The organism is Gracilibacillus ureilyticus, assembly GCF_900111195.1.
Lineage (GTDB): Bacteria > Bacillota > Bacilli > Bacillales > Amphibacillaceae > Gracilibacillus > Gracilibacillus ureilyticus.
Window position 1 is genome coordinate 44,017 of the sequence record NZ_FOGL01000009.1, and the last position, 24,544, is coordinate 68,560.

Genomic DNA, 24,544 nt, shown 5'->3' on the forward strand with positions numbered 1-24,544 from the left:
AAAATTAGCGCTTATTTCCTTATATTCTTTTTCATTTCTCGACATTTTATTAATGTAAGCGTAACCAATGCTGTTTACTGCTTACAGAAGTTTATAAACTGCGGTAAAATAACAAAAATCCGGACATGATTCATTCAGAATTTGTTATCCATATTCTGAGTAATGTCCGGATTTTTTCATATGCTTCTTAATATTCCATTAATGTTAACACATCATAGCCATCTAATTTATCACGGCCGTTTAAATAAGTTAATTCAATTAGAAAAGCACAGCCTACCACAATTCCGCCTAATTGCTCTACAAGCTTAATTGTCGCATCAATTGTTCCACCTGTTGCCAGCAAGTCGTCAGTAATTAGTACACGCTGACCTGGCTTAATTGCATCTTTATGAATCGTTAATATGTCTTTACCATATTCCAGACCATAATCCACTTTCACCACTTCACGAGGAAGTTTTCCTTCTTTACGTACTGGAGCAAAACCGATTTCCAGTGCATAAGAAACAGGACAGCCTACGATAAAACCACGTGCTTCCGGTCCTACAACAATATCAATTTCTTTATTCTCCGCATATTTTACTATCTCATCTACCGCTGCCTTATACGCAGGGCCATTGTCCATTAATGTCGTAATATCCTTGAAACGGACACCCTCTTTTGGCCAGTCTTCCACAACTGTAATATACTTTTTAAAATCCATAAACCATTTCCTCCTCAGGTTTGGAAGCAGCATGCAATTGTTCTCCTATCCATTGCTTTAACTGCTGATAGGTGGAATAATATAACGTTTCTTCCACTTCCATTTGTTTAACTGCCTTTTGATAAATTGGTGATTCGGTTAAATCCTTTTTCTCAGGGCTCTCAGTTGGTACAATTGTTGCCCCTTCTCTTGTTAGAAACCCTAATTCATGAAATACCTGGAACATAAACTTGACTTTTTCAAGCTTCCAGCCTTTATGTGAGGCAAGTTTAGGTGCATCTGTTTTGTAGTCAAAGTATTTTCTTTTCAGAATTAGCTGATAAAGCCACTTGAATTCTTCCCTTGATGGAATTTTTTGAAAAAAGTAGCCATCATTTAATTGAAAACAGGCATAAATCCGGTTAATTTGCTTTCCTTTCAGCAAATCACTTAAATCTTCCAGTGATTGTGGCAGATCGACTAAGTAGAGTGCCTCTATTTCCTGTTCAATTGTATCAAACTGCTCGGGCCCGATTACGTCGTTTGTTTCTTTTTCCTTGTCATGAAATGCTAATATATATTGATTCGCCAATGTCTGATCAAGCTGTTGCTGCCACTGTTTTGCCCCACGGTAATCGAATAACTGCCATTCTTTCACAGCTAAATCTTTTAAAAATAACTGCGGCTTCCTGATCCCGTTCCATTCATTTTCCTGCAGCTCAACTACTGCTTCAATAGCTGTATCTTTTGATAATTTCGTGTATTTATCACCGAGACCGAAACCTATAGCATCAAGTTGTATCCCATCCTGGGCAAATTTGATTTTCAAATGGTTTTTTGTTGCACCGATTTGTCTGATTTCTGCGGGCTTTGCTGTAATATGGAAGGCTGGTTTCGGGTTTCCCATCCCGAATGGTGCCAGATGATTCAACTCACCAATTACAGAAAGATCCACATCCTGCAAGTCGATGGCTGCATCAATTCTGAGCTGTGGCTTAAAATCATCCTCTGTTAACTGCTCCTTTGCAAGTGCATCCAGTTCATCTCTTAGAACAGAAACATTGTCAACAGGCAATGTCATTCCAGCCGCCTGGGCATGTCCGCCAAAATGTGTAAACAAAGACTTATGCTGCATACAGCTTGTAAACAGATCAAACCCGTCTATACTTCTCGCAGATCCTTTTGCACTTTGAGTTTCCGGATCAATTGCCAGTACAATTGCCGGCCGACAGTATGTCTGCACAAGTTTTGATGCAACAATTCCAAGAACACCCGGATTCCAGCCTTCTTTTGCTACAACGAGGACATAATGGTCACTGCCATCCTGCTGTTCTATTTCAGCAATCGCTTCTTCTGCAATTGTTGCTACAACTTTTTGCCGTTCTGTATTCAGTTCCTGCACATATTCTGCCAGCTCACCAGCTTCATCAGGATCATTTGTCAAAAGTAAATCAACCGCCATATTTGCATCCTGCAGGCGGCCAACTGCATTTAATCTTGGTCCGATACGGAAGCCAATATCTTCCTCTGTTACATGACCGTCAAGTGAACACTGTTTCTTAAGTGCCTTCAAGCCGGCCCTGTCTGTACTCGATAGTGCTTTTAGTCCAAAATGGACCAAGACACGGTTTTCATCGTGCAGAGGAACTAAATCAGCAATGGTGCCAATAACAACAAGATCAAGAAACTGTTTCGGGAAATAACCTAACAAATATGTGGCAAATTTAAAAGCAACTCCTACACCTGCCAGTTCCTTAAAAGGATAATCCTCCGCACATTTAGGATGGATAATGGCCAACGCTTCAGGCAGCTCTTCCTGTACCTCATGGTGATCTGTAATGATGACATCCATTCCTAGTTCATTCGCTACTTTTACTTCACCCACTCCAGCAATTCCGTTATCGACAGTAATAATTAACTGAAAGCCCTGTTTATAAGCTTCCCTGAATGCTGCTTCATTTGGTCCATATCCTTCGGTAAACCTGTTCGGAATATAGTAGTCACACATCGCACCTTTTTCCCGTAATGCTTCAACCATCAAGGTGGTGGATGTAACCCCGTCTGCATCATAATCACCGTAGACAAGTATGCTTTCCCCATCTTCAATCGCCTGTTCAATTCTTTTTTTAGCGATTTCGATCTGATGAAACAAGGCAGGATCATGAAGCTGGTCAAGTGCCGGATAAAGAAACTTTTCCGCATCTTCTTTCGTTTTCAAGCCTCTCTGCATTAACAGTTCCTTTACGACTGAAGACAATGAAAGATCTTCCAGCTGACTTTTCTTTTCGATTTGATCTTTATATGTAAAAATCCAATTTGATTGACTGGCTAACATAAATTCACCCCTGACTAACTTATTATACAAAAGTGTGCCAAGGGTAGCAAACAGATTTATGAATTTGTTTCGTCTTTTTCCGCCATTTCAACTGATCCTTTTTCTTCCATGTTAACCGGATCTGCCTCCCCTTCAGGGGTATCATGTGCTTTCAATGCATGGTTCTCTTCTTTTATTAAGCGGATTTCTCTCTGTAATCTGATCAGGCGGAAAACACCTACTGCAGCTGTAATGACGGCACCCATTAATACAGAAAAGAGAATCACAAGAATTAATGGGGCTTCTCCGCTACCGAATAAATAATTAACCTCAACCGGATCGACATTAATTACTGCGAAAATAGCAATTATAACAGCAAATACAACGGCAAGAATAATATATGTCTGGCCTTTCATTCACATCACCTCTTTTTACTGTTATCGTTCCCTGATAAGATGGATCACAAACAGGATTTTTCTCACCCTATTATGTATGGAGATCACAGAAAATGCTCTCCATATTTTAGGAGGCACTAGTAAATTCCTTTCTTTCCGAATGGATGAATGTATGCGCTGTATGTCGCTCCGTAGGAACACTTCGCGTCTAGTGGGGCCCGCTTTAGCCACGTCCTGTCCCACTAATTTCCCTCCACAAAGGAGCACGGGCTAATTTTCCTTTCCTTAAATTCTTGAAAATTCTCATAAGTATTCTGTCTTTCCCCATTTTGCAGAGTTTTTCAGTGGTCTCCTATGTATGCATCAGGAATCCCTCTATTGAGCTGATGTCCCGCTCTACTGTATCTCCTGTCCACATCAGTAAAAAAAACAAGCGGGGAAACGGAGAAGTTTCCTCACTTGTTATATTCATTAGACTTGTGGACCGTCATTATATTTTTTTTCTGTATAAACAATCGGTTTATCTTTGATTGATTTCCCTCTCCATACAAGCCACAGCTGTGCAGCAATGAATAGAGAAGAATACGTACCTGCGAACAGTCCAATCACTAAGGCAAACGAGAAGTTAGTGATCGAAGTAGCACCGAAAATTAATAACATCAACGCAGCGAAGATTACTGTTAAAACAGTATTAATACTGCGGGCCAATGTCTGCATTAAACTGTGATTCACAATCGAAGCAAGTTCAGCAAACGATTTGACTTTTTTCTTCTTCTTCAAGTTTTCCCTGATCCGGTCAAACGTTACAATCGTATCATTAATCGAATAACCGACAATCGTCAGGATCGCTGCAATGATCGTAATGTCAAATTCCATTCTTGTAATACTGAAAAACGCAATGATGAAAAATGCGTCATGCAGTAATGCCAATATCGCCGTTAACGCAGAATAAAACTCAAACCGGATCGTTACATAAATAATAATCCCAATCGATGCATACAACACAGCAAGTATGGCATCTTTAGCCAGTTCCTTTCCGACTATATCTGATACGGTATTAACAGTAGGTGCACTGCCATATGCCGCTTCAAAATGTTCTCTCACTTCTGCTACTTTATCCTGGGAAAGTTCTGTATCAAACCTTGCCACAGCAATTTCATTATTTTCCCCTGACAACACAACAGGTGTGCTTGGTTCTAATTCCAGTGTTTCATAATGTGATTCAATTTCTTCTACTGTCAGAGACTGCTCTGCCATCACTTCAACACGGGAACCTGATTTAAAATCAATCCCAAGGTTTAACTGGAACACAGCTAATGAAATGATTCCCAGCACAATGAGCACTATTGATATACTGAAGAACTTTTTACGGTGCTTCACAAAATCGAACTGGCGGCCAAATACTGTTGGTTCCACTTCTTCGTTACTGTTAATATCCTGAATTTGATCCTTCTTTACACCTAACCAGCCTGGACGCTTGTTTAAGAAATTACTGCTCACCCAGAAGCTTAGGAAAAGTCTTGAACCAAATACGGCAGTCACAAAACTTAGAACAATACTGACAATCAGCAATGTTGCGAAACCTTTGACAGAACTTGTCCCGAAAATAAACAATACTCCGGCTGCGATTAATGTTGTAATATTCGCATCAAAAATGGTTGAAAGGGAATGCTGATTACCAGCCTTGAAGGCAGCCTTGATCGACTTTCCTTCCTTCAATTCCTCTTTAATCCGCTCGTATGTGATAATATTTGCATCAACTGCCATACCAACACCTAATACAAGGGCGGCAATACCCGGCAATGTCAGTACACCATTCATTAACTGGAATACTAACAGCACTAAATAAATATAAATACTTAAAGTGATTGTTGCGATAATACCAGGGAAGCGGTAATAAACGATCATGTAAGCAAAAATTAACAGAACACCGATGATCCCTGCAAAAACGGTTTTTTCTAACGCCTGCTGACCAAACTGTGCACCAACAGATGTAGAATAGTCTTCCTCTAAGTTAACTGGTAATGAACCGGCATTCAGAATGTCTGCCAATCGTTTTGCAGATTCTACCGTGAAATTACCAGTGATTTGAATACTCTTTGTTCGTAACACTTCACTAAACCCTGGAGCAGATACAAATTTTGGATCAGCCTTTTGAATTTCTTCCTGATAGGAATCGCCTTCTTCATAATCCATCCAGATAACCACACGGTTTTCCAGATCAGGATTATTCATAATCTCTTCGGTCACATCACCGAACAGATCAGCATCTTTAAACTCAACTGTCACGATCGGCTCATTTGTGTTTGGATCAAAGCTCTGTTTTGCACTGCCTTCTTTAATATGACTTCCGTTCAGGTATTCCTTATCATTCACATCACGGAAAGATAAAGAAGCAGATGTTGCAAGCAGTTCTCTTGCTTCATCCTGGTCTGTCACACCGGCAAGCTGGACCCTGATTCGATTCGGTTCTTCGATATTGAAGTTTGGTTCACTAACCCCTAAAGTGTTAACCCTTTGTGTTAAAATTTCCACAGTAGATTCCAGAACCTGCGTTGTCACTTCCTGTTCCTGATCAAGCGGTTCAACTGTATAGAGAACTTCAAACCCACCCTGTAAGTCTAACCCTAAGTTGATTTTATTCGTTATATTTGTAAATGTCGTACCTATCGCTGCTCCCAATACTAAAACAATTAAGAGAAAAGCAACGATTCTTCCTCTTTTCACCATATGTAAAGCCTCCCTAAATTCAAAACAACAACATTCATTTTACTCTTTTCCGAACAAAGCTTCAATAGATTCCTGTAAACTTGTGTCCTGAAATGACTGCTGTGTTAAATAACTCATATATATATTGGAATGCAAGTGTAAAATATCCTGGACTACTTCTGCTAATCTTTTTTCAGGGTCTCCTTTCCACACCTTCTGAACGAGACATTTCCAGACATCGTCCGCAGTCGCTTTTGAATAGTCCAATAATTGAAACTCCGTCACCTTACTTTCAATCACATCTGTTAACTCTGGTTTCCATAAAGTAACAGGCTTTTTTTCGCACATAGGAATTCCTCCACTCCATCAAGGTCATATTCACGATTAATTTTGAAAAACGGTCATGCTTGTCTCCTGTCCATGCATATACTTCATTGTATATGAAAAATTTCCATTTGAGAAGGCAGGGTTGATAATGTGACCAAACAAAATTTTCTAAAAGGAACCATTATCCTTATTATAGCAGGAATGATCACGAGATTCCTCGGCTTTATTAACCGGATTGTTGTAGCGAGAGTTATGGGTGAAGAAGGTATTGGATTGTATAATATGGCACTGCCGACACTATTTCTCATGTATACCATCTCACAAATCGGTTTGCCTATCGCTATTTCCAAACGTGTTGCGGAAGCAGATGCAAAAGGTGACACCAGTAAGATTAAACAGATTCTGATTATCTCGCTTACGATTACAATAAGTTTAAGTATTTTCTCATCTGTACTTATGTATCTGATTATCCCATATATTTCAACAAACCTCCTGACAGACAGTCGTGTCTATTATCCGATGCTTGCGATAATTCCAATCATTCCGATCAGTGCCGTGGCCTCAGTAATAAGGGGATATTTTCAAGGCAGGCAAAATATGAAGCCACAAAGTTTCGCCCAGGTAATTGAGCAGATTGTCAGAATTGCTTTTATCATCATCCTTGTCCAGATTTTCTCCCCGTATGGATTGGAATACGCCGCTGCAGCTGCTATGATCGCTGTAGTCATCGGGGAAGCTGTCTCATTATTTTACATGATGCACATGTTTAAAATGAAAAAAAGGATCAAATTAAGGAAAAATGTCTTTGAATACATCAAAACAGGAAGACATACCTTAAACCAGTTGTTATCCATATCTCTGCCAAGCACTGCAAGCAGGCTTGTCAGCTCTGTCGCAAATTTTCTTGAACCAATCCTCGTCGCGCAAAGCTTGGCAATTGCCGGTTTTCAGACAGCTGCTGCAACTAAAATGTATGGTGCATTAACAGGATACGCCATCCCGCTTCTTTTTTTACCAACATTTATTACACATTCTCTCGCTGTTGCGCTTGTTCCTAATATAAGTGAAGCTGAAGCAAGAAGCCATAAAAAACTGATTCATTACCGGATCCACCAGGCTGTCCGTTTATCGTTTGCCTCAGGTGCCATTGCAACAGTTATCCTGACATTGTTTGCTGATCCTATCCTTACATACATGTATGGGACAAACAATGCAAGCTTATTTCTCAAAATCATGGCACCATGTTTTCTGTTTATGTACATCCAATTCCCGCTTAATGCTACTTTGCAGGCATTGGATCTGGCAAGACAAGCTATGTGGAATAACATTGTCGCAACGGTGATCAAATTTGTTGTATTAATCAGCCTTACGACAAATCCGGAAGTTGGCATTTATGGTGCGGCTGTTGCTATGTGTGTTGGTGTAATGATTGGAACCATCTTTCATCTTATTACATTGTACAGACATATAAAGTTCGTTATCCCATATATGATGATTGCAAAAATGATTGCACTGATCGGGTTAACTTTCTGGCTTGGATGGCTCCTGATACGATTATTTGCCTTCCAGATGGAAAACTTCGTGTCTTTCATTATCATTCTAATTGTTCTCTTCCTCTGTTACATTGTATTCCTGTTTGCACTGCAATTCATCAGCAGAGAGGAATTGAAACAATTAAGAAAAAAATAAACACCTTTGCCCAGCCTTTGATTTGGTTACACTAGCAGACATATGAATTTCACAAAAAAACGTCAGATCATCCCGATCTGAGCGTTTTTTTATTCCATTATTTCATTTTTTCGATCAATATACCATTCGTTTTTTGCGTTTACTGAACAAAAGGAGACATCTTTAAAATGGTGAAATCCCCGATCCTTTATTTGTTCTGCCAGCCATGTCCGGTCTTTCTCTAATTGTTCCAGTGCATGGACCTGTACATTACCATCAACAATTAACGGGAGCACAAGGCCATTCATTTTATTACCAAGCGGATGGTCTTCCTGCTGCTCAATGATAGATAATTTACCGGATGGCTCCAATATAGCATAGGCCACTTCATTCAAACTTTCTGTCCCGTTTTCGCGCAATTGCTGCATCAGATCATCAAATGTAAAGCGGTTTTTCTTCATCTCATATTCATCGATTTTCCCCTGAGATATGATAATGGATGGTTTCCCTTCAAATAATGCCCGAAACCTCGGACTCTTTAATGATATCCATGCAACAATTCTTTGAATAATTAATAAAAGAACCATTGGAATAAGACCATAACCAAAGAACATCTTCAAATCTTCAATTGTCATTACAGCAATTTCAGCAATCATAATAAATACGACAATATCAAGTAAACTAAGTTCCCCTACCTCTCTTTTTCCCATCAAACGAAAAATAAGTACGACAACGAAATAGTAGAACAATGTTCTTGCAGCAAGCATAAATATATCTTCAATTGGCATTGCCTCACATCCTCCAATTAGCGATAAGCTTAGCATAACCATATTTAAAACCTCTTATGTGTTACAGTGTCTGCTGATATGGAAGCAGATAGCGGAAGTACAAATAAATGGTTGCAATAATCAATGATAGCAGCACAATCGGCAAACCATAAATCATATATTTCACAAAAGGGATTCGTTCTCCCTGTGCCTCAGCCAGACCAGCAACAACGACATTTGCCGAAGCACCAATCAGTGTCGCATTACCACCAAGACATGCCCCTAATGCAAGAGACCACCATAATGGATCCAGATTTGCCATACCATATGATTCAAATTCCTGAATGACCGGTATCATCGCTGCAACAAACGGAATATTATCAATAATTCCTGAAAATAAACCAGATGTCCAGAGTAATAACAGGCCAGTATACATCATGTCCCCCTCTGTCATCCACATAATGGATCTTGCCAGTTCGTCAATTACACCAACTTCTTCCAGACCGCCTACAAGCATAAATAATCCGATAAAGAAAAACAGTGTGACCCACTCAACCTGCTCAAACACTTTCTCTGTATCTACTTCTTTCTCACTAATGAGCAGAAGCATAATTGCCCCGGTTAATGCAATGATCGTTAAATCAATATGAAGGACCGGATGGAGGATAAAGCCGGTAATTGTTAAACACAAAACAGACAATGACTGAAATAACAGCGGTGTTTTATTTAGATAGGTTCCTTCTTTCAATTTCATGAGTTGTTTTATATTTTCCTGGTCGATTGTATTAAGTTTTTTTCTAAACAATAAAATTAAAATAAAAATAGCAAGAATAAAAATCATGATCGCAACAGGGGCAGTGTGCTGCAGAAAGGAGACAAAGGTAAGGTGCGGCACAGCCTGACCAATCATAATGTTAGGCGGGTCGCCGATCAGTGTTGCGGTGCCACCAATATTGGCACTGATAATGATTGTAATTAAGTAAGGGAAAGCAGGCAGTTTCAGTAAATTAGTTAATGTAAGAATAACTGGCACAAATAGTAATACTGTAGTTACATTATCGAGCAGAGCAGAACCGACTGCAGTGAGAACCGCTATACCAACTAATAACGGAACCGGTCTTCCTTTCACTATTTTAGCTAATAATATGGCAATGTAAGAAAATACACCTGTCTTCTTTGTAATCGAAACTAATACCATCATAGCAAAAAGCAGTGCTACCGTATTCCAGTCAATGTAATCATTGACCGCTGCCTCCCATTCATAAATATCTGTTAACAGGAGAAGTAAACCTCCTGCCAATGCTACAAGGGCACGATTTATTTTTTCTGTCATAATAAAAATATAACTAATAATAAAAATGGCGATTGCTATCGTTACTGCCAAATAACTCACCTCTCCACAATCCATGTAATGTTGACAAGCTATAGTACCATCTATATTCGAATAGTACGGAACTATTCAAAAAAAGCCCTCTTCTAAATTTAAAGGACATGCATACATACATATAGAGAAGCTTTTCAGGAAGGGGGAGAGAAAAAATGAGAACAGCAATTAGTGTGTTGTTTGGCTGGATTGGCATTATTGCCGTCATGTTCATTGCAAGTGTAATCCTTGCACTGTTGTTACGCTTTACCGCTCTAGGTGAGTCGACATTAAATTTGGTCACATTACTTGTTAGTTTCCTTGCATTGTTTGTTGGCGGGTTTATTGCGGGCTTAAAGGCGAAGCATAAAGGAATCATCGTCGGTGCAATCACCAGTTTGATTTTTACAATGGTTGTTTTTTTCTATCGTTATTTAGGATTAGAGACAGGTTTTTCGATCGTACAATTTGTTCACCATACGGCTTATTTGCTGCTTGCCATGATTGGTGCCATTATCGGAGTAAATGTTTCCGGAGGAGAAACAGCGGAGTCGAACTCATGAGTTAAATTTTCTTTCAAACAAAAACACGTAGCAACTAAATATAGTCCTCTACGTGTTTTTGTCTTGTATTCAATGATTACAATTGTTCGGTTACATCGCGAACTGCTGAGCGATCATATGTAAGCTTCGTGCCGCCATCGGTGATTAAAACAATTTTGTCTTCATCCAGTGCATGGACAGTACCATGAAATCCGCCGATTGTAACAATCTTATCGCCTTTTTTCAATTCTGATTGCATCTGGCGTACCTGCTTCTGTTTCTTTTGCTGTGGTCTGATCAAAAGAAAATAGAAGATCACTACCATAATCAACAATGGTGAAAGTGAAATTAACATTTCCATTCTGTATATTTCCCCCCTTTATTTTTTAGAAATTCTTCGCATTCGGCTTATTAAAACCATATTGTTCAAAGAATTCTTCTCTGAAATCCCCAAGTCGGTCCTGCATTATCGCTTCACGAACTTGTTCCATTAATTTTAACAGAAAATAAAGATTATGATAAGTAGTAAGCCTGAAACCGAACGTTTCATTCGCTTTTACTAAGTGACGAATATATGCACGAGTATAATTTTTACAAACATGGCAATCACAGTTAGGATCCAATGGGGTAAAATCACGTGCATATTTTGCATTGCGTACTACTAATCGTCCCTCTGATGTCATACATGTTCCGTTGCGGGCAATTCTTGTCGGCAGTACACAATCAAACATATCCACACCGCGAATCGCACCATCGATTAATGAGTCCGGTGAGCCTACACCCATTAAATATCTGGGCTTATCTGCTGGTAGTAAAGGTGTCGTAAATTCCAGTACACGGTTCATCACATCTTTCGGTTCCCCTACTGAAAGCCCGCCAATCGCATATCCAGGGAAGTCCAGTGAAGTTAAATCAGAAGCACTAAGTTTGCGGAGTTCTTCATATTCGCCGCCTTGCACAATTCCGAATAATCCCTGGTCTTCCTTACGACCGTGCGCTTCCAAACACCGTTCTGCCCAACGGCTTGTTCGTTCCACCGACTTCTTCATATATTCATATTCTGCGGGATATGGCGGGCACTCATCAAATGCCATCATAATATCTGAACCTAGCGCATTTTGAATTTCCATCGCTTTCTCTGGTGACAGGAATAATTTCTCCCCATTTAAATGATTGCGGAAATGAACGCCTTCTTCTTCAATTTTTCGTAAATCACTTAAGCTGAATACCTGGAAACCGCCGGAATCAGTAAGTATCGCACCATCCCAATTCATGAACTTATGTAATCCGCCAGCTTCTTTCACAATATCATGACCAGGGCGCAGCCATAAATGATACGTATTTGATAAAATCATATTCGCACCCATCTGTTTTAATTCTTCCGGACTCATTGTTTTTACTGTTGCCAATGTACCTACAGGCATAAATGCAGGTGTATCAAAAGAGCCGTGAGGGGTGTGTACTTTCCCAAGTCTGGCACCTGTTTGTTTACATGTTTTAATATGTTCATAAGTAATTGCTGTCATTGTCATTGTCCTTCCTTATGAGAAAAACTATTATCCTTTGTCTTCTTACTAGTTAAAATGAATCGCACTACAAAATTAGCATAGCATCACCAAAGCTGAAAAATCTGTATTTTTCTTCTACTGCTTTGTTGTATGCCTCCAGAATAAAGTCCCGGTCTGCCAATGCACTTACAAGCATGATCAGGGTTGATTTCGGTAAATGGAAATTGGTAATTAATCCGTCAATTGCCTTAAACGTATATGGTGGATAAATAAAAATATCTGTCCAGCCGTTTTTAGCAGCAAAAGTTCCGCCAGTATCCCTGGCAATGGTCTCCAATGTTCTTGTGGAAGTCGTACCAACAGAGATAATCCTTCCACCGCGTTTTTTCACAGCATTCAACTGAGCAGCAGTTTCTTCCGTCATCTGGTAAAACTCTGCATGCATCTCATGTGTTTCTACATCCTCTACACTTACCGGGCGAAATGTTCCTAAACCGACGTGCAAGGTTATAAAAGCAATTTCAATTCCTTTTTGCTTTATTTTTTCTAACAGATCCTCTGTAAAATGCAAACCTGCTGTAGGGGCAGCTGCAGATCCTTCTTCTTTCGCATAAACCGTCTGATACCGGTCCCTCTCATTCAGCTGCTCTTTAATATATGGTGGTAACGGCATTTCACCAAGCTCATCCAAAACTTCGTAAAAAATTCCTTCATAATGAAAACGAAGTATACGGCCGCCATGGTCCTTTGTATCGATACATGTTGCGGTTAATTTTCCATCACCAAAGCTAATCTCCGTACCAGCTTTAATACGCTTTGCCGGCTTAACAAGCACTTCCCAGTCATCATTTTCCATTTGTGTTAATAACAGAACTTCCACCTTGCCGCCAGTATCTGTTTTCGTCCCGTAAAGACGGGCAGGGAGCACTTTCGTGTCATTTAACACTAAACAGTCACCTTCATTCAGAAAGTCAATCACTTCATAAAAATGATGATTCCGGATTGTATGTTTTTCTTTATCCAGTACCATCAGCCGGGAGCTTGTACGGTCTTTTAATGGAGTCTGTGCAATTAATTCTTCTGGCAGGTTAAAATCAAAATCTTCTATTCTCATCTACTTAAACCGTCCTATCACGTAAAAAATCAATGTTAAGATAATACTTACAACAATCGATGTCATTATCGGAAAATGGAACGAAAAATTCCCTTTCTGGAAACTGATATCTCCTGGTAGTCTTCCAATGAAATTCCAAATCAGCCCGATAATAATACATACAACCCCTATTACAATAAAGATTTTGCCAAAATCCGTCAAGTCCGAGGCACCTCCAGATTAAAATGGGCATAGGCTTTTGGTGTAACCACTCTCCCTCTCGGGGTCCGCTGGATAAATCCTTGCTGAAGCAGAAATGGCTCATATACATCCTCTATTGTTTGCGATTCCTCTCCAATTGATGCAGCAATCGTATCTAATCCAACCGGACCGCCTTGAAAACCTTCAATCATTGCAAGTAACAGCTTGTGATCGATCTGGTCAAGCCCTTCATCATCAACTTGTAACATCTTTAAGGCATGCTGGGCTGTTGACAGGGAAATTTCCTGTTCCCCCTTTACCTGCGAAATGTCCCGGACCCTTTTTAACAGCCTGTTCGCAATCCTCGGGGTCCCTCTTGACCTGCGGGCGATTTCGAGTGCTGCCTTTTTATCAATTGGTGTTTCGAATATTTCCGCTGTTCTTTCGACAATCGCACACAAATCCCTTATTTCATAAAATTCTAGTCTGCTTAAAACTCCGAATCTGTCCCTCAGCGGTGCAGTTAAAAGTCCTGCACGGGTTGTCGCACCAACTAATGTAAATGGCGGCAAATCTAATTGAACAGACCTTGCACCAGGTCCTGAACCGATCACAATATCCAAACAGAAATCTTCCATCGCCGGATATAATATTTCCTCCACAGCCCTTGGCAAACGATGAATTTCATCAATAAAAAGAACATCCCCAACTTCCAGTGAAGATAAAATTGCTGCTAAATCTCCCGATCTTTCTATCGCCGGGCCGGAAGTTGATTTAAACTGAACACCCATCTCATTAGCAATAATCTGGGCCATTGTCGTCTTCCCGAGTCCAGGAGGGCCGTAAAGCAGCACATGATCAAGTGCTTCATTACGCATTTTTGCTGCTTCAATAAATATAGCTAAGTTTTCTTTTGCTTTATGCTGTCCTATATATTGCTTCAGAAGCTGTGGCCGGAGAGTCAGTTCTTCATATGTGTCCTGTTCAAGCTGTTCTCCTGATATTATCCGTTCCTCCATTAAGCTAGCTCCTTTCATTGACTATTTCATCATTAAAGCAAGACCCTTCCGAATATAACCATCTGCTTCCTGCTGTTTTTCCTGCTTCAATTTCGGCTTTATCTGATTAATTTCTCTATCGGAATAGCCTAATGCTTTCAACGCCTCTATCGCTTCTTCCAGTGCATCATTATTGCCAGTTTCCTGTTTTACGTTAACCTCTTCTACCGTATAATCAAATGGGAGTTTCCCTTTTAAATCAAGGATCATCTGTCTCGCCGTTTTCTTCCCGACACCAGGAAACCCTGTTAGGAATTTCTCATTCTCCTGTTCAATTGCCATTACAAAATCCTGGACACCTGTAGATGCCAATACTGCCAAAGCACCTTTTGGCCCGATACCTGATACATTCAGAATTTTTGCAAACAGCGTTTTTTCCTCATTTTTTTCAAAACCGTACAATATTTGAGCATCTTCCCGTACATGGTGATATGTATAAATTTTGTCTGTCTGGCCTAGTTTGTTCTGAAATCGAAATGGATTGGGACAGATTAATTCATATCCTACTCCATTTGCTTCCACATAAACAGCCTGATCTGTAATTTCAGCTATTTTTCCTCTTATATATGCAATCATGAGAATCCACCTTATTAATCAATCATATGTTCGTATCTATCATAGCCTATTCTATCCGCTGATTCAAGTGTCTATCGTCTATTTAAAGTCTATCATAAGTTGTTGTCATTCGTATATCTCCAACATTATTGCAAAAAAAAAGAGATAGGTACATTCCTATCTGCCTTTCTCCATCATATATGCAAGAATCTCATCAAGCTCCAGTCTGTACTGGTGGCTGTATGTCAGATTTTCCTGTACAAGCAGCTTTTCTAACTCCAGGAAATTATCTGTTACAAGAGATGGGGATTCTTCGTCAAAATCAATGACAAGCTGGTGCTGTTTTATCATATCAGGCAGTTTATTTATCCACACCCGTCTCCACCGCTCGTTGATTTCATCTTTTTCAACTTCTGCAATAATCCGGCCGCGATTCATTAACCATATTATATCACATAGTGAACTGATTTCTTCCTGCTGATGGGTGGATATGATGATTGTATGGTCCGGATGCTCCATAAATTCCAGCAATTCCCCCTTCATGTAACGTTTGGAAATAATATCAACACCGGAAAATGGTTCATCAAGTAATAACAGTTTTGGTGAATGCACCATCGCGAAAATGAATTGTATTTTCTTCTTAGTACCTGTCGAGCAATTCTGGTATCTTTCCTTTTCATTTATCTGGTATTTGTCTATCATTTTTTTATACTTTGCATCATCCCATTGCGGGTACCAGTGACGGACAAGCTTCGCTATTCTTTTAATGGGAAGATGACCATAGACTTCATATAAATTATTGCCAGCATAGCCGATATTCTCTAGTAGACTTCTATTTTCATGCATGTTCTGTCCAAAACAGGTAACCGTCCCTTTATCTGGTTTTAACAGTGACAGAATTAGGTGAAAAAATGTACTTTTTCCTGATCCGTTTTCCCCGACAAGTGCAATGACTGTTCCTGTCTCTGCTTTCAGATTCACCGGCCCAAAATCAAAGTATTTAAATGATTTGGATAATTGCTCTACTTCCAGCAGATAGTTACTCAAAGTCATTTCCTCCCTCCCACTCCAGTATCGCTTTTTGTATCAATTGCTTAATCTCTTTTTCGGAAAAACCTAATGCGGATAAATCCTTTAATAACTTCATAATATAGGAATACCCCGTTGTTTCCTTTGTCTCTGCCTTTACCTGTTGTCCGATATCTCTGACAAATGTACCCTTACCTTGAACAGTTTGGATAAACCCTTCATTTTCTAAATTCTGATAGGCACGTCTTGTCGTTATCACACTGCAAGAAAGGTCACTTGATAAGGCCCTGATTGAAGGCAGTAAAGTGCCCGCAGCTAATTGTCCGCTAATGACCAGGTTTTTTAGTTGTGTTTCAATCTGATAATAGATCGGTTCCTTGCTGCCTTCAGACACACTAATTGGTAGCTTCATCAGTGATCCCCTCCTTCCATTACAAATAATCCCTGTTGTTCAACCGTTTCTTTAACAACATGCCCCAGCAGATAAAACTTATAATACCAAGTATCAACATGAGCACTGCTGATAACCAGCCTGTCTGGTTTACCATTTTTAAGACTGCTTCTACCATACCACTATTCCAGATTGTCCAGAAAATAATAATGACTGTAACCATTACTAACCCGTACAGGAATGAAAAAATATACAGTATTTTTCCATTTGTTCCATACTCAATATAAACATTTAAACTTCCAATCAGCAGAGAGTATCCAAGCCAGAATACAATGAAAGGAATATACGTTTCCATTGTTACAAGCTGATAAAAACTGTCGGACAAACTAAATGTGATGGAAATGTAATAGGTTATCGATAATGCGACAAATGTAACAATCATTAATAACAGACGGCTGCCGGCTAATATACTTGTCGAGACCGGCATCGCCCGGTATAATGCCATTCTTTTCCCAAACGGATCTTCTTTTATTGTTTTAAAGCTCAAATAAGGGCTTGACAAAAAAATGGTTGAATAACATGGTGTAAGGAATAGAAACAATATATCAAGCGGAATGCTGCTGTACAAATGCTCTTCATCCGTTAATACCGGTACCATTTGCTCCAGCAGGGATGCGCTCATCATTCCTATCAGTATGGTGGCAAGCAGTGTTCCTAGAAAGGACTGCCAGAGGATCATCAATTCGTTTTTGGTGATTATCCATGATTCCTTCCACATTGCCATCATCTCCCATTACTTTTTATTGTTTAAAGATGCCCTCAAGAAACTGATTATCTACATTTAACCAGTCAATACCGAAATAAGCAAGAATACCAAAAACTAAACTCCAGCCTGTCACACTTATTGTCAGCCATAATGTTACCCTTTTTTTCGTACCGCCGAATATTAGACTTAAAAATGCGGTTAAATGGCTTCCGACAAAAAATGGACCAAGCAATGAAAGTCCCGGAAGTCCGTACTTATTCCACAATTGCTTTGCACGGCCGGAGCGCTTTCCGTTATCTCCTTTTTTCTTTCTCCATGATCTGACTTTTTCAATGAAAAGAATAATTAAATAAACAGTTAGTAAATTCCCGACAATCGCCAGAATAAAAACCGGAATAGCCGGTATTCCTGCAATGATAGCAACAGGTGTAATTATAATCGCCTCAAAAAAAGGAACTGCTGACAGAACAAAAACCAGAACATACGCCCAAACTAAATCTAACATGATTATCTCCCCCTAGTGTTATACTGTTTATATTGATATACACAGTATAACACTATGCTTTTCAAATTTGCAAGATAATCTTTCTCCCCATCTTGCAAAGAAGTTTTTTAAACAAAAAAAAACCAAACGAACTCGTTCGGCTTTTGTTTTGCTATGATTACTTTATTTTGTCGTCAGCTGCTTACCGCTTCTGAATGGTGGTAGGAACGGTATGTTTCCAATACTCTTTCATAATCAGCCTTCGTCTCTATTTTTATCCCGTTTTGCAGGTCTTCTAACAGGTTACTCTCTAATTCATCTGTATCAATATGGAAAAATGAATGAATGACCGCTTCATTTACTGGTATGCCTTCAAAAATGGTTAATACGCCATCTTTCAAACCAAAATATCCGTAAGTCTTAACATATGGAGAAATGTCGTTCATATCTTTCCGAAATCGCATAAATCCCTGTTTCTGTTCGACTAAGTTCCAATCTTCATAATAGGACCAGAAATCTTCCATGGAAGTGATGGTTTCCGTTCTTTGTTCCACTTCTGTTTGACCATCAATATAATGCTTTTCCAGCATGACCTCAATGGCTAATGGTTCCCGGCTCATAACATCAGCCGCTTCTGCTTCTATTTTCGTATCCGCAGGCTGCTGGTTTACGTTCAGCAGATAGATACAGCCTGTAACCAAGACTAGTCCATTTAATAGTAACCAGATTTTATGCATTTTCATCCTCCATTCAAATCCAGGTTACTATTAGCATATCCAGAACAATCTGAATTAACCAAAAAAACTGCCTTTTTCTGTTAAAGACAGTTCTTTCTGCTTAGAGCTGGTCCATTATTTCTTCATCAGCATTTAGATTATGATAAACTTCCTGTACATCTTCCATATCTTCTAACATATGAACAAGCTTGACCATTTTTTCTGCAGAGTCCTTATCAACATCAGACAGCGTTTCAGGTATCATGGTCACTTCAGCTGTTGCAAAAGTAAATCCGCTCTCTTCCAATGCCATTTTCACCGATTGGAAGTCATCAGGATCTGTATATATTTCATAGGCACCATCAGCTGTTTCCATCTCTTCCGCTCCAGCTTCGATTACTTCGAGCATGATGGAATCCTCATCTGCCTCTGTAGTTGATTGCTCTATTACTAAATAACCTTTACGATGAAACATAAACGCCACACAGCCGTTTTCACCGAGATTACCGCCATTCCGGCTGAAAGCATGGCGAAGTTCCGAAGCTGTGCGGTTTCTGTTATCTGTCAATACTTCCACCATCACAGCTGTTCCGCCGGGACCGTAACCTTCATATGTTAATTCTTCAAAATTTGCCCCATCAAGATTGCCTGTTGCCTTTTTGATCGCACGGTCTATGTTATCATTTGGCATATTATCAGATTTAGCTTTATCTACAGCAAGTCTTAAAGATGGATTCATATCAGGATCTCCTCCGCCCTGTTTTGCTGCCAGATATATATCTTTCGCATGTTTCATAAAAATCTTTCCGCGCTTCGCATCTTGTGCATTTTTCCTGCGCTGGATGTTCTTCCATTTGGAATGTCCTGCCATTCTCCTCACCTCTCTAGTAAAACTTTATCATTTCTTCTTTTTAGTTTATCATAATCTTTTAGCTTTTTTAAATGGGCTAACTTTGTCCGGTAAAGCATGCAAAAAAAATAGACGACTCAATTGAATCGTCTGGTTACTGTTTATTCGTCCCGGCTTCCGCACCCGCAATCATCCTTTTTATGGTGGTTATATGGAGTCATCATACCCTGGTGATGCATCGGATTCATTGCTGGCTGCTGCATTCCATATGGCGACTGCCCGAAACCTTGCTGCGGAAATGGTGCCATTGGGTATCCCGGCATTCCTGGCTGCGGGACGTTTAAATGATGTGGGTTCATCATCGGCTGCTGCATTGGTGACAACTGCTCTCCCCATGGCTGTTGGTCATTGTCCATCATCGGCTGCTGTTGCGGCATCATTCCTGGTTGCTGCATTGATTGTTGCTGTGGCATCATTCCTGGTTGCTGCATTGACTGCTGCTGTGGCATCATTCCTGGTTGCTGCATTGATTGTTGCTGTGGCATCATTCCTGGTTGCTGCATTGACTGCTGTTGCGGCATCATTCCTGGTTGCTGCATTGGCTGCTGTTGCGGCATCATTCCTGGTTGCTGCATTGACTGCTGTTGCGGCATCATCCCTGGTTGCTGCATCATATTTGGCTGGTTCATGTTATAGTGCATCGGCTGTTGCTGATGTGCACCTAATAAATTCGGCTGGAAGTTGTCCGGGAATGGATAGTCTGGTGCCGGTTTATTATGATGCATTGGCACTGCATGGCCATAACCAAACGGAATACCCTCCTTGGAATAGCATGGTGCCTGTGGCTGCATCTGCATTGGCTGAACATACTGCGGTTTCGGCATCGATTGTTGTGGTGCATGCATTTGTGGCTGCTGCGGCATTTCCATTTGCGGTTTAGGTGATACAGGAGGCTCTTCAGCATGTTCCACTGGTTGCATCGGCTGAATATTAGTTTCGAAATTGTTCATATTTGATGTAAACTGCAGCCATTTTAAATCCTGACTTGGTTGTTGTTGGGGCATAACAGGTTGTTTTGGCTGTTCTTTTTTTGCAGGCTGCTGCTTGTTAAAATGAATAGGCAATGAAGGCAACTCCTTTTTTAATGGCTCCCACTTTTTATCTTCATCTTCTTTAATCTCCGGAAGAATTTGATTCTTAGGCTGTGCGGGTTTCTTCGGCTTTTCTTCCTGTTTCTCTTTTTCAGCTGGTACAGTCTGCTGCTTTTTTGGCGGGGTTGCCGGCTGGTCTTTATTACTTCCAGTCGGGATTTTTATTTTCATTCCCGGCATTAGCATATCCGGATCAGATAATTGTTGATTAACAGCAATTAATTCGTCAAAATCCACCCCATACTTTTGCGCAATCGTCCATAATGTTTCATTTTTCTGCACAACGTGAATTTTCAATGTACTTACTCCTTTCTATTCATAAGTATCTAGGCACCTGTTCCGTCTTCTTTATCAACATATGCATAAAGCCTAAAATGTTGAATAAAAAAAGAAAAGATATCCCGTATTATTACGAAATACCTTCTCTTATTCATTCAGGAAAGCCGCAACATTCGATCCAAAGCAATTTTCGCCTCATTCGCAATGGATTTTTCTACTTTAATTTCATTACAAATATTCCCCTGTACCAGTTCTTCCAATACCCATAACAAATGCGGCAAATCGATTCGGTTCATCGTTAAACATGGACACATGTATGGATTAAGTGACGTAATATTCTTGTCCGGATTTTTTTTACGGAGACGGTTCACTAAATTCATTTCTGTACCGATTGCCCACTCTGAGCCAGCTTCTGCCCTTTCAATTGTTTCAATAATATATTTCGTCGATCCAGCATAATCAGCCTTCTGGACAACTTCATGACTACATTCCGGGTGTACAATAATATTCATGTCCGGTTGCTTTTCACGGATTTGCTTGATATTTTCTACCGTAAAATTTTCATGGACAGAACAATGACCTTTCCATAAAATCACTTTTATATGCTGATAGTCTCCCTCATATACCAGTTTCCGTTGAATCGGATCCCAGACAGCCATTTCATCGAGGCGTATTCCTAAATCATATGCAGTATTGCGGCCAAGATGCTGATCTGGAAGAAACAACAGCCTTTCTTTCTGGTCCAGCGCCCATTTAACCATTTTTTTTGCATTCGAAGAGGTAACTGTTGCTCCGCCATTCCGTCCGACGAACGCTTTTATAGATGCGGTAGAATTTACATACGTTAAAGGCAAAATGGTATCACTAAACATGCCTTGCAATGCTTCCCATGCTTCATCTGTCTGCAGATCATTTGCCATGTCTGCCATCGAACAGCCTGCACGTAAATCTGGTAAAATCACTCTTTGGTAATCTGCTGTTAAAATATCCGCTGTTTCTGCCATAAAATGTACCCCGCAAAAAACAATCATTCTTGCACTTTGTTTGGCAGAAACCTGTGCTAGTTGTAAGGAGTCACCGCTTGAATCAGCAAACTGGATTACTTCATCCTTCTGGTAATGATGTCCGGGAATGAACAGATCATTTCCAAGCTTTGTTTTTATTTCAGTAATTCTTGCTTTCATTTCTTTGTCTGTCATTTTTTTATACTTTTCCGGTAATATAGACCGTTCTGTTTGTAAAAGCTGTACTATACTCATTATTCTTCCCCCATTAAACGTAAACTGATATCTAATGCTTTAGCTGAATGTGTAATAAACCCGAGAGATATGTAATTTACTCCTGTTTCACGGTATGTGGCGATATTCTGGAGTGTAATATTACCGGATGCTTCTGTGGTGATAGAATCAGGAATTTTATCGATCCATTGTCTGATCTGTTCAGGCGTCTGATTATCAAGCATGATCACATCGACATTAGAGTCAATTGCTTCTATTAACTGTGATTCATTCTCCACTTCTACTTCCACTTTAATCATATGACCAGCTTTTTTGCGCACCTTTTCGACAGCTCTTGTGAGAGAACCTGCTGCCTTAATATGATTATCCTTTATCATAATTCCATCATATAACCCATGCCGGTGATTTTTCCCACCACCGCACGTCACTGCGTATTTTTCAAGCATTCTTAACCCTGGTGTTGTCTTTCTAGTATCACATACATGGATTTCCGGATTATTCAGTTCTTGAACTACCTGACTGGTAATAGTGGCAATCCCGCTCATCCGCTGGATCAGGTTTAAAATCACCCTCTCCCCTGACAATATTGCTTTATTATTCCCTTTAACAATCGCTATCGTGTCACCTTTCTGTACAATATCGCCATCTCTTTTCAGCAGGTGAATATGGACATCAGAGTCCAGCAATGGATATCCTTCCATTAATACTTTTTCACCTGAAAAAACACCATCTTCTTTGGCGAGAAATTCCCCCTCAATCACCTGATCATTTTCAAACAAATATTCAGATGTTTTATCCCCATCTCCAATATCCTCCTGAAAAAATGCTTCCAGCTTTTTTCGAAATAACCATCTGTTCAATGTATTGCCTCCTTTATTTCCCTTCTGTGCAGTTCAACCGGATTCATAGATGGCGGTCCTGCACTATCCTCCCGGTAATGTGCCCCGATACTCGAATTCCTGTGAAGGGCTGAAGTTGTTATCAGCCATGCCGTTCTGAGCATATGACTTACTTCAATTTGGTTTCTGGTCAAATTTCTTACATCAGGCAATTCTTTAATATAACTCTCCAGCCATCCTTTCATTTCTGTCAATTGCTTTTCATTCCGTTCCATGCCGACGTTTATCTTCATTTTTCTCTGTAGTATACTAATATCCGGTAGTTTGTGATCCCTTTCAACAGCTTTTATGCTCGCTTTAGCTGGTAATGGACCGAGATTACTGGAATGAAATTGTAATTTACTTGCAAGGCGATTTCCAAAAACAATTGCTTCCAATAATGAATTGCTAGCAAGCCGATTCGCCCCATGGACACCCGTACACGCAGTCTCACCAACTGCATACAGTCCAGGAATCGATGTTTCTCCATCAAGTGTTACCTTGATTCCGCCCATCATAAAATGGGCACATGGAGTAACTGGAATGAATCCCTTTTTCCAATCAATGTGCGACTTTTCACATAAAGCGGTAATTTGAGGAAACCTTTCACTAAATCGATTAATACGGTTAATATTCAGGAAAACATCATTTCCTTTTCTTTCTTCACTAAACATCGCCCTTGCTACTATATCTCTTGGTGCGAGATCCTCATCTTCATGGTAGGAAGACATAAAAGGTTTACGACGCTGGTCTACTAATATTGCTCCTTCACCCCTGACAGCTTCAGAAATAAGACCAGTTCCACCTTTAAGCATCGTTGGATGAAATTGAATAAATTCCATATCTTTTATGACAGCACCAGCATTGTAAGCTATGGATATTCCATCACCTGTTACTGTATAATGATTGGAAGTAAATTCATATAATCCGCCGCATCCTCCTGTCGCAAGAACAATATGGTCAGCAAAGTGAAAGTGAAAATGATCACGCTGATCAATTGTGACAATTCCAACACATTGTTTATTTTCCTTGATGCATTCAACGGCAGTCTGGTTTTCGATGACTTGTATATTGCCTCGAACGATGTTCTGATAATATGCCATCAGATGTATTCCTGTCTGGTCTCCACCAAGGTGAACTATCCGGCGATGCTTGTGTGCACCTTCTTTACCAAAATCAATATTTCCCTGGAAATTTTTATCAACCGGAAGATGACCGCTTAATTCATGTATTTGCCGAATCCCCTCTTTCGTTAAAAATTCGACTGCACTTTTGTCATTGTAATTCCTTCCGGCTTTGATCGTATCCTGATAATGCTGCTGCCAGTTGTCCCCTGGTCCCAGTGCTGCAGCTATTCCTCCCTGTGCTTTTATGGAGTTGTTATGATCAGCATACCTTCCCTTTGTAATCATGATTACATCACTTGCTGGGAAAAGCTTGCTTGCAACAACGTGAGCTGCAATCCCTGAACCAATGATGATGACTTTTTGCTTTCTCATTATTCCACCTTACTTTACAGTTGTCTTTACACATATAATTACATATAATGATTGGAAAGGCAAGGTTTTTTTGAGAGGAGTTTT

The 24,544-nt window shown here is 39.9% G+C and carries 25 protein-coding genes; 2 read left to right on the forward strand and 23 right to left on the reverse strand.

Annotated features, from left to right (window positions below; all coding sequences use genetic code 11):
- Positions 1-187 precede the first annotated feature (187 nt).
- From BMW36_RS09950 to BMW36_RS09970, 5 genes are all read right to left on the reverse strand, one after another.
- Entirely contained in the window at positions 188-700 is a 513-nt protein-coding gene (locus BMW36_RS09950; RefSeq protein WP_089740732.1) for an adenine phosphoribosyltransferase, read from the reverse strand.
- Positions 690-3,014: a single-stranded-DNA-specific exonuclease RecJ gene (gene recJ / locus BMW36_RS09955; protein ID WP_089740733.1), complete on the reverse strand. Its 2,325-nt coding sequence runs from the start codon at positions 3,012-3,014 to the stop codon at positions 690-692. Before recJ ends, BMW36_RS09950 begins: the two co-directional genes overlap by 11 nt.
- Before the next feature lie 56 nt (positions 3,015-3,070).
- Positions 3,071-3,409, reverse strand: coding sequence for a LapA family protein (locus BMW36_RS09960; RefSeq protein ID WP_089740734.1), 339 nt, complete (start codon positions 3,407-3,409; stop codon positions 3,071-3,073).
- Positions 3,410-3,859: 450 nt separating this feature from the next.
- Complete coding sequence (secDF, locus tag BMW36_RS09965; protein ID WP_089740735.1) at positions 3,860-6,118, reverse strand: protein translocase subunit SecDF; 2,259 nt, start codon at positions 6,116-6,118, stop codon at positions 3,860-3,862.
- Between the two features lie 39 nt (positions 6,119-6,157).
- Positions 6,158-6,445, reverse strand: coding sequence for a post-transcriptional regulator (locus tag BMW36_RS09970; protein WP_089740736.1), 288 nt, complete (start codon positions 6,443-6,445; stop codon positions 6,158-6,160).
- Between the two features lie 129 nt (positions 6,446-6,574).
- On the opposite strand from BMW36_RS09970, the gene spoVB reads away from it, so the two are divergent.
- Complete coding sequence (spoVB, locus tag BMW36_RS09975; RefSeq protein ID WP_089740737.1) at positions 6,575-8,113, forward strand: stage V sporulation protein B; 1,539 nt, start codon at positions 6,575-6,577, stop codon at positions 8,111-8,113.
- Between the two features lie 89 nt (positions 8,114-8,202).
- Here the strand turns inward: spoVB and BMW36_RS09980 are convergent, their stop codons facing one another.
- Both BMW36_RS09980 and BMW36_RS09985 read right to left on the reverse strand, forming a co-directional pair.
- Entirely contained in the window at positions 8,203-8,922 is a 720-nt protein-coding gene (locus BMW36_RS09980) for a DUF421 domain-containing protein (protein WP_245711649.1), read from the reverse strand.
- Between the two features lie 19 nt (positions 8,923-8,941).
- Positions 8,942-10,243 carry an ArsB/NhaD family transporter gene (locus BMW36_RS09985; RefSeq protein ID WP_089740738.1) on the reverse strand — a complete coding sequence of 434 codons (1,302 nt, stop codon included), beginning with the start codon at positions 10,241-10,243 and terminating at the stop codon, positions 8,942-8,944.
- Positions 10,244-10,398: 155 nt separating this feature from the next.
- Here BMW36_RS09985 and BMW36_RS09990 point away from each other — a divergent pair, with 155 nt between their 5' ends.
- Positions 10,399-10,785: a TIGR04086 family membrane protein gene (locus tag BMW36_RS09990; RefSeq protein ID WP_089740739.1), complete on the forward strand. Its 387-nt coding sequence runs from the start codon at positions 10,399-10,401 to the stop codon at positions 10,783-10,785.
- A 76-nt stretch (positions 10,786-10,861) separates the two neighbouring features.
- On the opposite strand, the gene yajC is transcribed toward BMW36_RS09990, so the two are convergent.
- From yajC to nadB, 16 genes are all read right to left on the reverse strand, one after another.
- Positions 10,862-11,125 (reverse strand): preprotein translocase subunit YajC, encoded by a 264-nt coding sequence (yajC, locus tag BMW36_RS09995; RefSeq protein WP_089740740.1) that lies wholly within the window; start codon positions 11,123-11,125, stop codon positions 10,862-10,864.
- Between the two features lie 25 nt (positions 11,126-11,150).
- On the reverse strand, positions 11,151-12,290 hold the full coding sequence (gene tgt, locus BMW36_RS10000; protein ID WP_089740741.1) for a tRNA guanosine(34) transglycosylase Tgt: 1,140 nt from the start codon (positions 12,288-12,290) through the stop codon (positions 11,151-11,153).
- 67 nt (positions 12,291-12,357) lie between these two features.
- On the reverse strand, positions 12,358-13,386 hold the full coding sequence (queA, locus tag BMW36_RS10005) for a tRNA preQ1(34) S-adenosylmethionine ribosyltransferase-isomerase QueA (RefSeq protein ID WP_089740742.1): 1,029 nt from the start codon (positions 13,384-13,386) through the stop codon (positions 12,358-12,360).
- A complete protein-coding gene (locus BMW36_RS10010; protein WP_089740743.1) occupies positions 13,387-13,587 on the reverse strand; it encodes a DUF2905 domain-containing protein in 201 nt (66 codons plus the stop codon). It lies immediately after the preceding gene.
- Positions 13,584-14,585 (reverse strand): Holliday junction branch migration DNA helicase RuvB, encoded by a 1,002-nt coding sequence (gene ruvB, locus BMW36_RS10015; RefSeq protein ID WP_089740744.1) that lies wholly within the window; start codon positions 14,583-14,585, stop codon positions 13,584-13,586. Before ruvB ends, BMW36_RS10010 begins: the two co-directional genes overlap by 4 nt.
- A 21-nt stretch (positions 14,586-14,606) precedes the next feature.
- The gene (gene ruvA, locus BMW36_RS10020; protein WP_089740745.1) at positions 14,607-15,200 is read right to left on the reverse strand and encodes a Holliday junction branch migration protein RuvA; all 594 of its coding nucleotides are present in this window, start codon (positions 15,198-15,200) and stop codon (positions 14,607-14,609) included.
- A gap of 156 nt (positions 15,201-15,356) precedes the next feature.
- On the reverse strand, positions 15,357-16,226 hold the full coding sequence (locus tag BMW36_RS10025) for an ATP-binding cassette domain-containing protein (RefSeq protein ID WP_175480409.1): 870 nt from the start codon (positions 16,224-16,226) through the stop codon (positions 15,357-15,359).
- Entirely contained in the window at positions 16,219-16,620 is a 402-nt protein-coding gene (locus tag BMW36_RS10030) for a GntR family transcriptional regulator (protein WP_089740747.1), read from the reverse strand. The genes BMW36_RS10025 and BMW36_RS10030 overlap by 8 nt, the downstream gene beginning before the upstream one ends.
- Before the next feature lie 19 nt (positions 16,621-16,639).
- Positions 16,640-17,377 carry a hypothetical protein gene (locus BMW36_RS10035; protein ID WP_089740748.1) on the reverse strand — a complete coding sequence of 246 codons (738 nt, stop codon included), beginning with the start codon at positions 17,375-17,377 and terminating at the stop codon, positions 16,640-16,642.
- A 22-nt stretch (positions 17,378-17,399) separates the two neighbouring features.
- Entirely contained in the window at positions 17,400-17,870 is a 471-nt protein-coding gene (locus BMW36_RS10040) for a small multi-drug export protein (protein ID WP_089740749.1), read from the reverse strand.
- Between the two features lie 173 nt (positions 17,871-18,043).
- On the reverse strand, positions 18,044-18,586 hold the full coding sequence (locus tag BMW36_RS10045) for an intercompartmental signaling factor BofC (RefSeq protein WP_089740750.1): 543 nt from the start codon (positions 18,584-18,586) through the stop codon (positions 18,044-18,046).
- Between the two features lie 100 nt (positions 18,587-18,686).
- The gene (locus tag BMW36_RS10050; RefSeq protein ID WP_089740751.1) at positions 18,687-19,436 is read right to left on the reverse strand and encodes a YebC/PmpR family DNA-binding transcriptional regulator; all 750 of its coding nucleotides are present in this window, start codon (positions 19,434-19,436) and stop codon (positions 18,687-18,689) included.
- A gap of 140 nt (positions 19,437-19,576) precedes the next feature.
- Complete coding sequence (gene safA, locus BMW36_RS10055) at positions 19,577-20,863, reverse strand: SafA/ExsA family spore coat assembly protein (RefSeq protein WP_089740752.1); 1,287 nt, start codon at positions 20,861-20,863, stop codon at positions 19,577-19,579.
- 137 nt (positions 20,864-21,000) lie between these two features.
- Complete coding sequence (nadA, locus tag BMW36_RS10060; RefSeq protein WP_089740753.1) at positions 21,001-22,104, reverse strand: quinolinate synthase NadA; 1,104 nt, start codon at positions 22,102-22,104, stop codon at positions 21,001-21,003.
- A complete protein-coding gene (gene nadC / locus BMW36_RS10065) occupies positions 22,104-22,943 on the reverse strand; it encodes a carboxylating nicotinate-nucleotide diphosphorylase (RefSeq protein WP_089740754.1) in 840 nt (279 codons plus the stop codon). Before nadC ends, nadA begins: the two co-directional genes overlap by 1 nt.
- Entirely contained in the window at positions 22,940-24,460 is a 1,521-nt protein-coding gene (gene nadB / locus BMW36_RS10070; protein WP_089740755.1) for an L-aspartate oxidase, read from the reverse strand. Before nadB ends, nadC begins: the two co-directional genes overlap by 4 nt.
- Positions 24,461-24,544 lie beyond the last annotated feature (84 nt).

Bases quoted from the DNA above. Each gene is read 5' to 3' on its own strand.
- tgt (WP_089740741.1), bottom strand. From the start codon at position 12,290: ATGACAGCAATTACTTATGAACATATTAAAACATGTAAACAAACAGGT.
- nadB (WP_089740755.1), bottom strand. From the start codon at position 24,460: ATGAGAAAGCAAAAAGTCATCATCATTGGTTCAGGGATTGCAGCTCAC.
- yajC (WP_089740740.1), bottom strand. From the start codon at position 11,125: ATGGAAATGTTAATTTCACTTTCACCATTGTTGATTATGGTAGTGATC.
- secDF (WP_089740735.1), bottom strand. From the start codon at position 6,118: ATGGTGAAAAGAGGAAGAATCGTTGCTTTTCTCTTAATTGTTTTAGTA.
- BMW36_RS09980 (WP_245711649.1), bottom strand. From the start codon at position 8,922: ATGGTTATGCTAAGCTTATCGCTAATTGGAGGATGTGAGGCAATGCCA.
- BMW36_RS09970 (WP_089740736.1), bottom strand. From the start codon at position 6,445: ATGTGCGAAAAAAAGCCTGTTACTTTATGGAAACCAGAGTTAACAGAT.
- ruvA (WP_089740745.1), bottom strand. From the start codon at position 15,200: ATGATTGCATATATAAGAGGAAAAATAGCTGAAATTACAGATCAGGCT.
- ruvB (WP_089740744.1), bottom strand. From the start codon at position 14,585: ATGGAGGAACGGATAATATCAGGAGAACAGCTTGAACAGGACACATAT.
- BMW36_RS09950 (WP_089740732.1), bottom strand. From the start codon at position 700: ATGGATTTTAAAAAGTATATTACAGTTGTGGAAGACTGGCCAAAAGAG.
- BMW36_RS09960 (WP_089740734.1), bottom strand. From the start codon at position 3,409: ATGAAAGGCCAGACATATATTATTCTTGCCGTTGTATTTGCTGTTATA.
- queA (WP_089740742.1), bottom strand. From the start codon at position 13,386: ATGAGAATAGAAGATTTTGATTTTAACCTGCCAGAAGAATTAATTGCA.
- BMW36_RS09990 (WP_089740739.1), top strand. From the start codon at position 10,399: ATGAGAACAGCAATTAGTGTGTTGTTTGGCTGGATTGGCATTATTGCC.
- nadA (WP_089740753.1), bottom strand. From the start codon at position 22,104: ATGAGTATAGTACAGCTTTTACAAACAGAACGGTCTATATTACCGGAA.
- BMW36_RS10045 (WP_089740750.1), bottom strand. From the start codon at position 18,586: ATGCATAAAATCTGGTTACTATTAAATGGACTAGTCTTGGTTACAGGC.
- BMW36_RS10030 (WP_089740747.1), bottom strand. From the start codon at position 16,620: ATGAAGCTACCAATTAGTGTGTCTGAAGGCAGCAAGGAACCGATCTAT.
- BMW36_RS10035 (WP_089740748.1), bottom strand. From the start codon at position 17,377: ATGTGGAAGGAATCATGGATAATCACCAAAAACGAATTGATGATCCTC.
- BMW36_RS10040 (WP_089740749.1), bottom strand. From the start codon at position 17,870: ATGTTAGATTTAGTTTGGGCGTATGTTCTGGTTTTTGTTCTGTCAGCA.
- BMW36_RS10050 (WP_089740751.1), bottom strand. From the start codon at position 19,436: ATGGCAGGACATTCCAAATGGAAGAACATCCAGCGCAGGAAAAATGCA.
- recJ (WP_089740733.1), bottom strand. From the start codon at position 3,014: ATGTTAGCCAGTCAATCAAATTGGATTTTTACATATAAAGATCAAATC.